Source organism: Paenibacillus sp. FSL L8-0470 (assembly GCF_038008625.1).
GTDB lineage: Bacteria > Bacillota > Bacilli > Paenibacillales > Paenibacillaceae > Paenibacillus_AQ.
This window is the reverse complement of record NZ_JBBOZM010000001.1, coordinates 3,537,529-3,551,989: the sequence shown is the minus strand read 5'-3', so window position 1 is coordinate 3,551,989 and position 14,461 is coordinate 3,537,529. Positions and strand designations below refer to the sequence as shown.

General features: G+C 47.4%; 10 protein-coding genes. 2 read left to right on the top strand and 8 right to left on the bottom strand.

What is annotated here, in order from left to right; translation table 11 throughout:
* Positions 1 to 162: 162 nt before the first annotated feature.
* The 6 genes from NST99_RS16165 to NST99_RS16140 all read right to left on the bottom strand — a co-directional run bounded on the left by NST99_RS16165 (position 163) and on the right by NST99_RS16140 (position 8,215).
* On the bottom strand, positions 163 to 2,424 hold the full coding sequence (locus tag NST99_RS16165) for an amylo-alpha-1,6-glucosidase (protein ID WP_341093058.1): 2,262 nt from the start codon (positions 2,422 to 2,424) through the stop codon (positions 163 to 165).
* 33 nt (positions 2,425 to 2,457) lie between these two features.
* A complete protein-coding gene (locus NST99_RS16160; protein WP_341093057.1) occupies positions 2,458 to 4,305 on the bottom strand; it encodes a glycoside hydrolase family 13 protein in 1,848 nt (615 codons plus the stop codon).
* A 44-nt stretch (positions 4,306 to 4,349) separates the two neighbouring features.
* Positions 4,350 to 5,543, bottom strand: a complete 1,194-nt coding sequence (locus tag NST99_RS16155; RefSeq protein ID WP_341093056.1) for an MFS transporter — start codon at positions 5,541 to 5,543, stop codon at positions 4,350 to 4,352.
* Between the two features lie 152 nt (positions 5,544 to 5,695).
* The gene (locus NST99_RS16150; protein ID WP_341093054.1) at positions 5,696 to 5,998 is read right to left on the bottom strand and encodes an ArsR/SmtB family transcription factor; all 303 of its coding nucleotides are present in this window, start codon (positions 5,996 to 5,998) and stop codon (positions 5,696 to 5,698) included.
* A 31-nt stretch (positions 5,999 to 6,029) separates the two neighbouring features.
* Positions 6,030 to 7,229 carry a PdaC/SigV domain-containing protein gene (locus NST99_RS16145; protein WP_341093053.1) on the bottom strand — a complete coding sequence of 400 codons (1,200 nt, stop codon included), beginning with the start codon at positions 7,227 to 7,229 and terminating at the stop codon, positions 6,030 to 6,032.
* A gap of 80 nt (positions 7,230 to 7,309) precedes the next feature.
* Positions 7,310 to 8,215 carry an NAD(P)/FAD-dependent oxidoreductase gene (locus NST99_RS16140; RefSeq protein ID WP_341093052.1) on the bottom strand — a complete coding sequence of 302 codons (906 nt, stop codon included), beginning with the start codon at positions 8,213 to 8,215 and terminating at the stop codon, positions 7,310 to 7,312.
* A gap of 149 nt (positions 8,216 to 8,364) precedes the next feature.
* On the opposite strand from NST99_RS16140, the gene NST99_RS16135 reads away from it, so the two are divergent.
* Together NST99_RS16135 and NST99_RS16130 are read left to right on the top strand one after the other, a co-directional pair.
* The gene (locus NST99_RS16135; RefSeq protein ID WP_341093049.1) at positions 8,365 to 9,414 is read left to right on the top strand and encodes an ArsR/SmtB family transcription factor; all 1,050 of its coding nucleotides are present in this window, start codon (positions 8,365 to 8,367) and stop codon (positions 9,412 to 9,414) included.
* 149 nt (positions 9,415 to 9,563) lie between these two features.
* Positions 9,564 to 11,276: an ABC transporter ATP-binding protein gene (locus NST99_RS16130; protein ID WP_341093048.1), complete on the top strand. Its 1,713-nt coding sequence runs from the start codon at positions 9,564 to 9,566 to the stop codon at positions 11,274 to 11,276.
* Between the two features lie 88 nt (positions 11,277 to 11,364).
* Here the strand turns inward: NST99_RS16130 and NST99_RS16125 are convergent, their stop codons facing one another.
* Positions 11,365 to 12,180, bottom strand: coding sequence for a GNAT family N-acetyltransferase (locus NST99_RS16125; RefSeq protein ID WP_341093047.1), 816 nt, complete (start codon positions 12,178 to 12,180; stop codon positions 11,365 to 11,367).
* Positions 12,181 to 12,193: 13 nt separating this feature from the next.
* Positions 12,194 to 14,374, bottom strand: coding sequence for a PEP/pyruvate-binding domain-containing protein (locus NST99_RS16120; protein WP_341093043.1), 2,181 nt, complete (start codon positions 14,372 to 14,374; stop codon positions 12,194 to 12,196).
* Between the last annotated feature and the right edge of the window lie 87 nt (positions 14,375 to 14,461).

Here is a 14,461-nt window from a genome sequence, read left to right as displayed (position 1 = left end):
ATAAGGCCGCCTGGGTCCGCAAAAGAGAATAAACAGGGGCTTTACTCTCCATAACGTCTCCTGAGTCCTCTACGAGAACGAACCCGCCGTGGGCTTTTAGGGACCCTACTTTCAATACTAAATCCCTGCTTCCCCAGAGCTCTTCCAGTTTGAAGACATCCTCTAGTCACTCGGGCTTTCTGCTGAAACATTGTACCGCCGCATCACCGGATGCGTATTCAGAGGCAATGGCTCTGCAAATTTGACATCCTTAAAGATCTGATCGCTTTGCGACTGCCACCGGGTTCTCTCTTCTGATAGTGGTATGGTAGCGTCTGTAATGATCTTGTCCTCCGCATCACGCTGAGTAATCTTTAATGTATGCCCAGTCCGGTTAATCTCCAGCATGGTATTGGACTCAACCTCTATTCTCGCGATCTCAAAAGGCAAAATATCAATAATTACAGTCAGCCCAATTCCATTAAAGCTGTATTGATAGGTTTGTCCGGAAGCTTCCGCGGAATAGGTCGCATTAATACTGCCGTCACCTACTTTGACCTGATAGTGCAAATCTTTGATCTCTTCAGGGATTCTGGGTGCAAGCGTAAGCGTACGGCGGATCATATCCGGCTGGATGCCAAGAAAATATTGGTACCAGACCCGCAGCTGCTCCGCATTGGACCAGGCCTGCAAATAAGCTCCAGTTAGCTTCGCCCAGTCCTCACCCTCCTGAGGGTAAGCATCCAGATTCTCACTCAGTCCTCCGACCACACCGAGATTCAGCGCTTGCCAGTTCATATTTCGGAACAGCTTGTATGCCGTTTCTGGCTGGCCTGCTTCAATCATCCGCTGCATGGCGATGCCGTTTAACCAGGTCCATACCGCGCCGTTGTGATAAGCTTCATCTTTGTGATAAAGCTCCGTTAGGTGAAAGGGATGGAACAACGGATGCTGACGGTCGAGTGAGGCAACTCCCCAAGGATAAGCCAGTTCCTCCCATGCGGTGCGGATAACTTTGCTCTTAAATTCACTGTCTTCGAGCATATCCAGAGCAAACAGCTGGTTCGGACGCAAGGAGAATTCCGCTTCGCCCTCCGCAGTCAAACGGTCTGCCAGATAAGGATGTGCCTGATCACGGAAATCCAGCTCGAAATTGCCCTTTAAATTCTCAGCAATCGCATCCCATTTGGCTGCATTTTCTTGATCGTTCATAACCTCCGCAAAATATACGCCCGCCCGAAGCTGATTGTACCAAAGCGCTTGTATATCATTGGCCCGGGTATCCCTTGGCGAATAAGAATTCAACTCCGCATCACGGGCATCCATCCACGTTTCATTGTCTTTATGTGTAAGATATCCTTTGTCATCCACCCAGTTGCGAATCGACCCTTCTATACTGTTCTGCACCGCCGGGTATAGCTGTGTGATGATTGCAGTGTCACCGGAGTATTTCACATAATCCTGCAGCTGGATAATAAAACGTGGTGTACCGTCAGTGGTATGGTAATCAATGTTCTGGGGAGCGAGAATATTCGGCACTCTGCCGAAAGTTCTGGACGACTCCTCCGTATCCTGAAATTCTGCAAAAGATAACAGGATGTGCTTGGCTGTCTCAAATTGTCCGTTTACGAGCGCTGCACCCGGAAGAGCAATAAATTGATCGCGCCCCCAGTACTCATTGAACCAGGGCAGACCAGCATAGATCCCCTCTCCCTGCTGCCTTGTCACCAATTGATCCATCGTGAGATTCAGCCAATTCAGCGCAAGGGTGAGCGACTCCGGGCTGGAATCTACATATACATTATGGTTCAAAAAGTCTTCCATCCGCTTCACACGATCCGCTTTCCAGCGGGCAGCATGTTTCTGGGCATCCTGAATCAAGGCAGTTGCCTCAGCGGCTGATTTGCCAACCGCAATGTAAAAGCCGTCTGAGTTGCCAGAGCTGGTTATAATCCCGTTGTCTATAGACAGCGGCTGGATATTTTTGGAGATTACAGCAATAATCCAGTCTCCCTCCATGGAGGCAAACAGAGCAATCTGATGATTAAGGCTTATAAATTCAACATCTTCACCGTTTAAAACAATACCGGCAGCCTGCCCGGAGCCGCCTTCCAGACTTACTTCTATTACATTTTTATAATCAAACATCCAGAGCTCTTCGGTCCGTTCCCCGTGTTTGCGAAGCATCTTATAGGGATACACCCAGACATCCGACTTTCGATTATCTAGCTTTTGCTTATCTATAAATAGAGAATATCCGCCGAAAATTCTGTTCTTGGCCACATTCAATCCTTCAAAATGGGCATGCTCCGGATGATTCGTCAGGTGCGATTGAGTGAAGTAAAAGGCCGCTTCCTTATTGGTAAAAGAAATGCCGCGATTGGCGTCTTGTGGAACAAACATTGTCATCGATTCTAGAATAGCTGGTTTGCCCTCTGCATTCATTAACTTTAACCTCCACAATTATTACGTTTTACTTTATTGAGCCAGCAACCGGAAGGAGTAAGGTTCCATGCTGATTTCATCTGACAGGCGAACGGATTCTCCGGCAAAAATGTCCTGAAGCACCTGATCCTTCAGATCAACGGGAAGGTTGAGGCTTGCCGCGACCGGTGAATTATGAATCAGCACATACAGAGTGCTGCCTTGTGATTCTTTTGAATAAATCAAGCTTCCGGTCTCATCATCAATGGACAGCCAGGAGATATCAGTTTCCTTGAACACGTTGTATTGCTTTCTTAATTCAATCAACCGGCGAATGGTCTGATAGAGATCCTGGTTTTGCTTCGCAGTATCCCACGGCATACATTGCCGGTTGTGGTGTTCATCCCCGCCCAGACCCACTTCGCCACCATAATAAATGCTTGGGGAACCACCGTACGTAAGCTGGAAGACATAGGCTAGCTTCACCAGTTCTGCATTGTCCCCGCAGATGTGGAGAACTCGTGCGGTATCATGGCTGTCCAGCAGGTTGAACATATTTTGCATCACAGGTTTGGGATAGCTGACGAGCAGCCCGTTAATCGCATATACAAAATCTGCTGCTGTAAACCGTTCCTGATTCTGAAGATGGACCCCGAAGAAACGGGTAACTGCTGCCGTGAACTCATAGTTCATAACCGAATCGAACTGGTCGCCCTGTAGCCAAGGGTTGGAGTAAAACCAGTTTTCTCCGAGAATATAGATCTCTTTGTTAATGCCTTTGATTTTTTTGCGGAATTCCCGCCAGAAATCATGGGGCACTTCATTGGCAACATCCAGCCGCCAGCCGTCTATATTATATCGCTCAGTCCAATACACAGCTACACTCAGCAGGTACTCTCTTGCTTTTGCATTTTCTGTATTCCATTTTGGCATATTTTCGGCAAATCCAAAAGTCCGGTAGTTCAGATGTGCTCCCAAATCATCGTCATCCGCCGTAGCCGCCATAGAATTTGATACCACAGGTTTGCCCGGGTCCATGATATAAAAGTAATCAAAGTAAGGCGAGTCTTGTCCATTCTTCAATACATCCTGCCAGAAGGGATGCTCCTGCCCGCAGTGGTTGAACACGGCATCCAGCATCACTTTAATGCCCCGTTTGTGCGCCTCCTCCACCAGCCGTCCAAAGCTCTCATTGTCGCCAAACTGGGGGTCGATCCGGAAATAATCCTTGGTGTCGTATTTATGCGAGCTAGGTGACTCAAAGATAGGCGTAAAGTAAATCCCATCACAACCAAGACCCCGGATATAATCCAGCTTCTCTGTCACGCCCTGCAGATCCCCGCCAAATTTCTTCTCAGGGCCGTCCAGTTCATCGCTGCCCCAAGCGAGCAGTTTGTCCTGTTCCCCGGCAGCTCCCCTGTTGAACCGGTCCGGGAAAATCTGATACCACACGGTATCCCTTACCCAAGCGGGTGCCCTATAAAGATCATCTTCTAGAATATAGGGATAGTTGAAATAATTCGTATGGTCGGCAGGCGGCGCCGAGTCTTCCTGCAGCGGGATGAAGCTATGGGATCCTGCAAAACACAGCTCCTGCCCGTCATCCAATATAAAGCCATAGCGGATTCTGCTCCATTTGAACCCCGGCACCTCTGCAAACCAGCAATCATGCAGACGGGTAACATATTCCTTCTTCATCTCCACAGGCTGTATGGTTTTTACTGCAAACTCCCATACATGTGAACCTTTGCTTACAGGCTTCCAGTTGTACGGGTCAATAGGAAGAAGCTTAACGGCTTGAATATCATCTCGTTTGGTCTTAATACGGATATGAAGGGTCTCCTGATTAACCGCATAGGAAAATGCCCCCTTCGGTTCGTGGATAAATGCTGCCAGTTCCATAATAATCGCTCCTTATAAATAAAATTAAAGGTCAACTTATACGTTTAAGTTAATTCATTATAAGATTCTAATGAGCAGGCTGTCAATTGATGTGCGGAATCCAGCCGATACAGAATAAAAGCAGCAATAATCGCCAGGGCAACGCCGGCAGCTCCAAACCATGTAACGGAGGACAAAGCAACTTGATTGATGGCTACACCGCCCAGCCCCGCTCCGGCAGCCATCGCGAGCTGCATCATGGACTGATTCAGACCTAGCATAACCCCAGAGGCTTCAGGCTCAATCGTTGTTAAATAATATTGCTGTGTCGGTCCTGACGACCAGGCAGCAAATGACCATAATACCAATACAGCCAATACTCCGGCCAAAGAGTCCTTAACTACAGCTAACAAGAGCAGCATTACGATATGAAGCGCCATTCCGCTGAATAAGGTACGGTGTACTCCCCAGCGGTCTGTACTGTAGCCGCCTACCTTTGAGCCAATCATACTGGCGATCCCAAAAGCCAGCAAAGCCCCGCTGATGTAGCCGCTGCTTATACCCGATACTTTGAGCAGGAACGGCGACAGATACGTATAAGCGATAGAATAACCGCCAAGCCAGAAGAAAGAAATGGACAATCCGAGTGCTACTTTTGGCTTTTTCAACAGTGCTAATTGGTTACGCAACGGTACAGGTGAATCTCCTTTAATATTCGGTATGGTGAACGAGAGAATGATCATTGCCAAGATGCCCAGCAGAGCAATTCCGCCAAACACAAACTTCCAGCCCAGGAGTTCCGCGGTCATCCGCCCCAGAGGGACTCCGATAATAAGCGATGCCGTAAATCCCATGACGACCGTTGCGATCGAGCTGGCCTGTTTGCCTTCAGGAGCGATTTTGGCAGCAATATTTAATGCCGTAACCACGACTACTCCGGCTCCAAGCGCCATCAGGATGCGTGCAGCCACGAATAGTCCATACCCAGGCAGCACGAAAGCAAGAATGTTGGATACAACAAATACACCGAGTGCAGAGACGATTAATTTGCGGCGGTCCATGCTTGCCGTCAAAGCCATTAGAACAGGTGTGCAGAGCGCATATACCAGTGAGAAAATCGTAATCAGTTGACCTGCAGACGCTATCGATACACCAAACGAAAGTGAAACCTTATCTAAAATCCCGGATAAAATATATTCCGAGGTTCCAACCAAAAAACTGATTATGGCGAGTGTGTATATCTTCCAGTTCGTAGACATATGTAATGTTCAGCTCCTAAGTTGTAATTGTATATAAAGATATATCGCGAATTGTAGATATGAATAATCATAAAAATTCTACATATTACGAAATATCGAATTGTTCACTTAAAACAAAACCGAATTCTTAGATCAAGAACTCAGTTTGTGCCTTACATTTCTTGCTTCATGTATTCAGCCATATTGAGAATCGCTTCTTCATCCCTTTGGTAATACGTAAATTTGCCAATACGTTTGGTTGTAATAAGCCCTGCTCTCTGCAGTATCGAAAGATACTGGGAGGCCGTTGATTGAGTCATATTCAGCTTATCGGTAATTTGACTGACACATACCCCGGTTTCCGTCATATCAATCCCTTCATGGGGTGTAAAATGAATATTAGGTTCCTTGAGCCATTGTAAGATCTGAATCCGCGATTCATTGGACAATGCTTTAAATACATCAATAGGTTTCATGAAATTTATTATATCGATATTTTGCGATATGTCAATTCTCAGTTTTCGAAATCCGGGAGAGCGGTATCCGCATTTCAAAGATTCCATCATGGATGAAGTGGGCAGCGTCTTGCTGAACATATACGACAATCCGTCCATCCAGCAGATACCAGCCTGTACTTGTGGTTTCGATTCCCGGAAACTGAAGTGGTGCGAAAGGGCCTGCTTCCCCGGAAGCAATCTTCAGGTTAATATACTGATTAATCTGTGTCTGGTAATTCGGATTATTCCCTGCAATCTGCTGCAGTGACAGCTCCTCTCCTGTGGCGAGATCAAAGGTCCAGCTGTACCGGATGCTTTTGTCCTGCTTGGATTCGCCCATATATTGATAAGTATCCGCGTATAAACTGAGCAAGCCCTTTTCATTGTAAGCGATCGTCCACGCCACTTGGAGCCCGTAGGGTAAGATATGCGCGTAGTCTATAATTTTGTCCTTGCTCGGATGTGCTGCCCAAGCTTGCGCAAGCTCTTGCTCGGCCTGTGTTTTCCAGCCTTCTGCCTTGTTCTGGAGGAAGTGATTGATCTTATCAATACCCTCTTTGTGCGCAGAACCGGAAAGAACGGGATAACGGATAGAAAATGAATAAGGCTCTGTAGATACCTCCAGCTCACCGGAAGCGGAAATCGTCAGCTCATTTTCCGGACGAACGTTGAGGATATAAGTATTTTTGCCCTGCAGCACAATGTTATAGCCGGACAGATTCGCTAAATGGCGTAGCGGTACATAAGTAGAACCATTTCTGACAAACGGTGTTTTGGCTGAAGAAGTCAGCCCGTTCACATTATACGTACTGTTGTTAAGGATTAACTTGATTACACGCCGCGGTTTGCTGAGCGTTAGATCACCGGTCCCAGCCTGATCTTCCACCGTATATCCCATGGCCCGGGCAATCGGCATCAGCTGGACCAACAGGGTTCCATCCGCACTGTACGCCAGTGCTTTCAGCTGTTTACCCTCAATGTTGAACGTATTGAGAACCGGTGCATAAGGTGAGACAGTAGCGGCAACCTGAGATTTAATTGCAGAACCTGAAATTGCCTTAGCTGCTTGCCCGCTACTCATTCGGGAAACTGCTCCGGCATCGGCAGATACCCGGGCAGGCGTGGCAAGACACATACTCAATAACACGCATGCAGCGGTAAGTCTGAAAGTGCGGACTTGCTTCTGTGAATTTTGAATAGGCAGTGACATGGTAAACCCTCCGTTTCCATTACTTACCTATAGACGAAGAATTGCTTGTTTTGTTTCGGTAACTAACCGGAAAGAAGATTTCAACTGTTGAAATCTTCCTCTGTCAGATCCATATTTACGTTCATACCAATTCGGCTGCCATCGGCTGCGGCAAAAATTAATTGGGAAGGTCCGAAATACGAAGCATCACCTGCGGCATATACACCGGAGACAGAAGCTTGTCCCTTGTCATCTGTCCGAATCCCTCCAAGCTCCGTTATTTCACAGCCTAATTGCTCTCCTAACGTTGAGCTTTGCACAAGTTTCGGAGCTACAAAGCCGCCAGTTCTGGCCACAATAGTTCCATCTGCAAAACGAATGTGCTCAAGCCGGCCGTTCTGGCCGAGGAAAGCCGCAACCGGTTGTTCAATCACGACGATTCCTTTAGATTCAAGCTGCATTTTTTGCTCCTCGGTCAAGGACGCCTGGCCATGTGTACACACAAGCAAATCCTTGCTCCAATTGAGGAGCAGTTTAGCCATATGGAATACGGTCGGATATTCCGAGACAATGGCCAATGGTCGATCCCTCAGCTCCCATCCGTCACAATAAGGGCAGTTAAACAGGCTTTTACCGTATAAAGGACTTAAGCCTTCGATCTCCGGAAAGATCTCCTTTAGACCCGTAGCCAGGATCAGCCTCCGGGCTTGAACACGGACTCCTCCCAAATCCTCTATCTCAAATCCACCTTGCGCTTGAGAGACCGAGACCACTTCGAACGGCAAATGTTCTACAGACGGATAACGCTGCAGTTCCTCATGCGCCACGCGCCTGAACTCAGCCGGTGTTACTCCATCCCTTGTAATAAAACCGTGAGACGCATGTGTAACAGCATTTCTAGGCCGGTTGTTGTCAATCAGAGCCACACTTCTTCTTGCTCTACCAAGCACTAGGGCTGCATTCAGCCCGGCAGGTCCCCCACCGATAATCGCGCAATCGTAAATCATAAATCTCATCCTCCTCAATGGTTATTAAAGACTTATTATATCTATAATATCTTTATATTTGCGACTGTCAAGCTGAAACTTGATAATCCTATTTAATGAAAATATAATGAATTAGATAAGCACCAAACTAATAAACCTATGGAGGACCTATGAACCTCAACATTCATGAACGGCTGGATCCCGTCTTTGAGACCTTGGGATTACTCTACGTCAGTTACCATGTGGAGACTTACAAGAAAGGGACGATTGAAGACCTGAACAAATTCGGGCTGGACGGAGAAGCCTTCTACAGCAAACATTTGAAAATAGTAGACAAGTACATACATACCTTTCTTAAATATCGTGTGCTTGATAAGGATGCGGACTTTTTTTTCGGGGATGAAAATGACTCCTTCTTCTCCGTTCTCCATCTGCTGCTCAGTGAAAATAAGGCTTGGCTAAACTCACTTACAGAAGTGCCGGATGAGGTGCTCCATGAAGAAATATGGAAGACCCTGCTCGGCATGGAAGACATGCAAAATTACCATCTCCAGAAAACCTCACCATCCGGAATTCTATCTTTGGCTGATATTATCACCTTCCTGAGCGACAGTCCTCTTGAAGAAGGGATGAAATGGAAAATGTTGAGGCTGCTGCAGCAGCCGCGTACACAAATCCAGGCGCTTGCCCGGATCATCAACAATAACTTGTCTGCATTTGACCAGGTGAGCCGGGAACTGGAGAAGCCGCTGAATAAGCTGATTTCCAAGTATGTTCAATCCGTGCAAAGGCAGGACGATGTACAATTCATTAAACTGGTGGAGATGTTCAGCGATGCCCCCTCTGTCCATCCATCCTTAATTGTTCCGCTAGGACAGGTGATGTTCGCCAAACATTGCTACTATGGCCTGTTCATCGATCTGCTTCCGGTAGCCAGCAAGGGCCATGCTGATTCTAAAGATTTTCTGCTGCTTCGGATGAAGGCACTCGGGGATAACAGCAAACTGCAAATCCTGGCGTCACTCAAGGTCAGTCCGAAATACAATCTGGAAATTGCAGATCAGATGGGCTTATCAGCTGCCACCATGTCTCATCATATGAATGTGCTGCTGGCCTGCGGTATGGTCGGAATTGAGAAAAAAAACGGCAAGGTGTATTATCACCTGGACTCAGACAACTTGCGGCAATTAATTGCTGACCTGGAGCATTTTCTGCTATAGCATTAACAGACTTCCCGAGAGTTTTTAGCGGGAAGTTTTTTTGCACATGAATAAGATTATCATCTAATATGTTTGACTTGATTATTATATATATGATACTGTCATCTTATAAATTTAATGATAATCTAATTCTAGGAGTTGGCTATTTGATGAAACAGTCCATCCGTCAAAACAAAATGCTGCTCGCGGTTACCCTGTTGTTCAGCATCATTACCTCGGCAGCAGGCGTACTGGTTGCGATCATTCTGCAAAAGGTAATCGATGCCGCCATGCAGGGTGACATGCTGCTTTTCAAAAGGATTCTGTTCCTGTCGGTTGCTTATTTGCTGCTGCTAAGCTTGTTCGGTTTCATATATGCCATTTGCAGCAAAGCCTTGATCCGCAATCTGACCCTTTCACTGAGGGAGCGGGTATTCCGTGGAGTATTCCGCAGGAATGCAGAAGAATTCACTTCGTCCAATACGGCTGATTATTTGTCGGCACTCACCAATGACATCAAACTGCTGGAGGATAACTATATCCAACCCCTGCTGCTTACCCTGCAGAATGTTGTGGTTTTTGCAGCCTCCCTCATTGCACTCCTCTACCTGAGCCCGCTGGTTACCTTAATCCTGGTGGTATGCATGATTCTGATGTTTACCGTCCCTTCTCTCTTCGGCAAAGCCCTACAGGACAAACAAAGCGCCGTATCTGCCCGGATGTCCATTTTTACCACTAGCGTTAAGGATTTATTATCGGGTTATGAAGTGATCAAATCCTATGCCATGGGCAAACACACGGAGCAGAAATTCCGACAGGAGAACACCGCGGCCGCAAACACCCGTTTTGCTGCTGACCGGCTGTTTGCCGCCAATGAGAGCCTCTCCGAAACTCTGGCTATTCTCACCCAGTTTTCAGTAGTCTTTATTGCCGCTTATCTGATTATTTCCGGAGACTTCTCAGCGGGGAGCCTGGTTGCCCTTGTCCAGCTGAGCGGCGGTTTTGTAGGACCTGTACTGGTCGTGATGCAGAATCTGCCCAAAATTCAAGGTGTCAAACCTGTTGTGCAACGGATCAATGATCTGGCAAGCGAAGAGGCACAGCCAAAGTCAGGTTTGCTCGAACCTGTGTTCCACGAGAATCTGGAGGTCAGCCGCTTACAATTTGCCTATCAGCAAGGAAATCAGGTGCTTTCGGACATCAATCTTTCCCTGCAAAAAGGAAAAAAATATGCACTGGTCGGACGAAGCGGCTGCGGTAAATCTACACTTGTTAAACTGCTTAGCGGGTATTATGACAGGTATGACGGCTCCATCACCCTTGATGGGATCAACCTCAAACAGCTTGATCCAGAGCGGCTGCAGCAAATTACAGCGACCATCCATCAGAATGTCTATATGTTCGATACGGACATTAAGCAGAATATTTGCTTGCACGAGGAATTTACCGAGGAAGTCATGGAAATAGCCCTTCGTACCAGCGGAGTCCATAAGTTCGTGGAGAAGATGCCCGATGGACTGCTGACTACCGTTGGCGAGAACGGCTCACAGCTCTCCGGCGGGCAACGGCAGCGGATTGCCGTTGCCCGGGCGCTGATCCGCAGCAAGCCGATCCTGATTCTGGATGAAGGAACTTCCGCGATTGATATGCAGACCGCTTATGAAATCGAAAGCAGACTGCTCACGCTTAAAGAGCTGACCTTAATTACGATAACCCATAATATGAATGAGGAATTGTTGGGATTGTATGATGAAATTATCTATATGGAGAACGGACGAATCGCTGAGGTTGGCTGCTTCCAGGAGCTTCGCGCACGCGGTGGCGGATTTGCAGCCTTTTGCTCATTGCACAGGGAGGATGTTGCGGAGGTTCTTCAAGCATAATTAGGTGAGATCATAGAAACAGCCAGCTCTCCATAAACCGGAGACTGGCTGTTTTCTTGTTGAGAAATGCAGTTAATTTTAATGGTAGCTATGCCATGCGTATCCAAACTGCTCTTGTCCAAGCCAGTTGAAACCCGGCCCGTTCCATATTGTTCTGGCTTGTAGAACCAAAACCCGCCTGAGCCGTTATGAGCTGACAACCTGCCAAGTGGGCTTCATGCATCCTTTTGTGCAATAATGCAGTCTGGATCCCCCTGTTTCTGTATTCCGGAATTGTTGCGGCGAGTGTGCAGGAGGCGATATCGCCGTTTATATGCATCGCAGCCACTCCTGCCGGAAGCCCCTCCCAATAACCTGCGAAAAGCTTCCACCCCGGCCTATTCAGCAATCCTATGTTATTATTCACGAAATGAAACTTATCGGACAACGCCATGCCGGAAGCCAGGCAATGGATTTCTGCATAAGTGTCAAAAGAATTTACGTTATCAATTTCGACAATTGTTATCTTGGATGGAAGTTCAGACGGCGTTTGACGCGGCAGTCCATACAGTACAGCATGAAAACCACTCTGGTAAAGTCCATGATCGGCTAACCCTTTAAAAAGCTTGGAGCTACAGTGAACAGGATCCACATCGATCTGGAAGGCTCTGTCTTTGGCCGTGTAAAATCGGACGATCTCCTCCAGCTTGTCCACGTCCTGATCAGAGATTCCTTTAACGGAATTAAACAGGCTCCATGGCATGGTCCTGATATAGAAACCAGTGGTGTGGCCGAAACGGACAATCTCAACACCCTCCGGGTTACCTTCGCGTTCGCGGATGGAGTTAATTCTTGAGGTTAGATAGGCAATTTCTGACTGCTGGATTTGTTCAGCAAGACCTTGGTTCAAGACTGGCAGCTTCATGAAAGATCACTTCCTATGATGGATTTGAGTTTCGCTTCAGTATTTCAATTACTCCCCGTTTTGCATCTACTTGTACTTCATCACCATTCTGGAGAAGACTTGTCGCAGCCTCTACCTGAACAATCGCCGGAATGCCCATCTCCCGGGCAAAAATAGCTCCGTGCGATAAGAAACCGCCCACTTCAGTTACGATAGCTGCACAGGCCAAGATCGCATAAGTCAGATTGGGCGTCAGGATTGGAGCTACGATGACCGCATTCTCCGGAATCTGGTTGTAGCTTTCCCGGTCTAGCGGATTCATTAATTTAAAGACCTTTCCACTTCTGCATCCTTGCGCCACAGCTACCCCCTGCAGTTTTTGGTCTTCGGACACCTTGCGCGCATTTCCGGGCTTCAGAAGTAATGGAGGGTTAATTGCTACTGCGGCGGCAAAGCTTTTTTCCCGTTGAAGGAGTTCCGATTCTTCCACACTTTGGCGGGAACCAGAGATCAGTTCATATATTTCATCGGGATAGAGGAAAAATATAGACTCCCTGCTTTCTATTTTGCCGCAGTCTACTAATCGCTGAGCGATTTCGAGCAAGATTCTTCTAATAGAGGATGCACCTTTCTGGAGCAAATAATCGTCATCTTCTGTTCGGATCACGTAGGCTCTATACTCTGTTAACAGCCTATGAAATTCCGTTTTCTCGTCATGCTCCATCCGTTGCCCAATCCTGGCAGCAGCCTCTTCCCAGCTCTCCGGACCTTTCTCCTCATGAGATACCTTACGGGTATGGAGTTCAGCAGTGATTCTGGACAACAACGTTTCCGGACTCTCGGCCAGGGTCTTCAGGTGCAGTCCCAAGGGATGCGGAAGCTCGTAGCCGTACTGGGAAATGAAAGCAGCGAATTGGTCTGCCCATGGATGAGGTTCACTGCTACTAACCTTGTTGCACAGTTCTCCAAAGTCAGGATATTTCCGCGCAGAGTTTACCAACTGGTTAAGCTGCAACGTTTTTTGATACGTGATCGTGTTCACTTCTCCAATCAGCGAGGACAATAAAAGCGGTACGTCTGCATTCTCTCCAGCATAGCGGCTGACGAGCTGTTCCAGCTCCTTCCCAATGATGCGTCGTGCCATGAACCAGTCCCGGTTCAAATACTCTCTCACATAAGACCGGTTGATCTCTACCCGAACAGCTGTCTTCTCCCATAAGTCCTCAAGTGAGGCTTGCGTAATATTTTCGTTCAGCTGTTGATCGAAGATCGGCTCGTATCTGTTTCTAAGCGCCTGCCATGTAAGCAGCATGCTTGTCCCGTCGTCCGGTTGTGAAGGCGCAGCGGCACCAACGTTCTTTTTCATACTGATGTAAGGGTAATGCTGAACGAACCGTATATCCCAATAAGGCATTTGAAAATAATTGCCCGGATCCAACTTCTTTACTAACGGAGTAACGGGTTCCGTGCACTGATCAAGAAGAAACCAGTCCTCTTCAAGGAAGGAGTCAGGGATATGTGCAAAATCGTAGTCCCACGAATCGGTATGGACTCCGGTTGTTACAGGACGAACCTGAAGCCAGTAAAGCGATTTGTTCTTGATGCAAAACTCCATATCCACCTGCTGCCGCATTAGCTCTTTTGCTTTCATAATCCATGGTTCCATATGCAGCAGGAGCTGTTCAAACAGTGGGCTGGAATCGCTCCATCTGCCTTCCCGGTAATGGACCATTGGATTGGCGTCCCCGCCCACTAGTGCTTCTCCTCTTCCTTCTACAAGTTCAATGATTATTTCGGATTCTCCCGTAAGCGGGTTGCAGGAAAACAGAACACCAGAATAATCCGGTTCAATAAATGTCTGAATGATTACAGGAATTGACCCCTCATGCACTTCAGCAACTGCAGCCGGCAGCTGAGTGGAATATTGAATAATTACGGTCTTGTATTGACCAGCCATGGACTTCGTTCCGCCGTCTTCGTCGATTGCCGTGGATCGGACGGCCCAGCCGTCAGCGGAAGGAAGCATTCTCTCCAGACGCTCAGACAGTCGATTCAACTTCTGCTGCAGTTCAGCTTCCGAACATGCGAAATAAGTTTGGGAAAGCACTACACCATCGGGCACGCTGAATTGTTCGTTTATTAGCTTGGACAAATTCAAGGCTTTGTTGCCAACTTCCGCTACTTTTAAACCCAGAGATTTCAATGATAACTCCAAGTCGCAATCCTCCTTTTATTAAACTTAATTATACATGAAACTTCCGCGCATCCCCCCGTCCTTTTGCCTGTGGTTGATGACCGATGA

Excerpts from the sequence above, each read along its gene's own strand:
- NST99_RS16165 (WP_341093058.1), bottom strand. The coding sequence starts at position 2,424 with ATGAATGCAGAGGGCAAACCAGCTATTCTAGAATCGATGACAATGTTT.
- NST99_RS16160 (WP_341093057.1), bottom strand. The coding sequence starts at position 4,305 with ATGGAACTGGCAGCATTTATCCACGAACCGAAGGGGGCATTTTCCTAT.
- NST99_RS16155 (WP_341093056.1), bottom strand. The coding sequence starts at position 5,543 with ATGTCTACGAACTGGAAGATATACACACTCGCCATAATCAGTTTTTTG.
- NST99_RS16150 (WP_341093054.1), bottom strand. The coding sequence starts at position 5,998 with ATGAAACCTATTGATGTATTTAAAGCATTGTCCAATGAATCGCGGATT.
- NST99_RS16145 (WP_341093053.1), bottom strand. The coding sequence starts at position 7,229 with ATGTCACTGCCTATTCAAAATTCACAGAAGCAAGTCCGCACTTTCAGA.
- NST99_RS16140 (WP_341093052.1), bottom strand. The coding sequence starts at position 8,215 with ATGATTTACGATTGCGCGATTATCGGTGGGGGACCTGCCGGGCTGAAT.
- NST99_RS16135 (WP_341093049.1), top strand. The coding sequence starts at position 8,365 with ATGAACCTCAACATTCATGAACGGCTGGATCCCGTCTTTGAGACCTTG.
- NST99_RS16130 (WP_341093048.1), top strand. The coding sequence starts at position 9,564 with ATGAAACAGTCCATCCGTCAAAACAAAATGCTGCTCGCGGTTACCCTG.
- NST99_RS16125 (WP_341093047.1), bottom strand. The coding sequence starts at position 12,180 with ATGAAGCTGCCAGTCTTGAACCAAGGTCTTGCTGAACAAATCCAGCAG.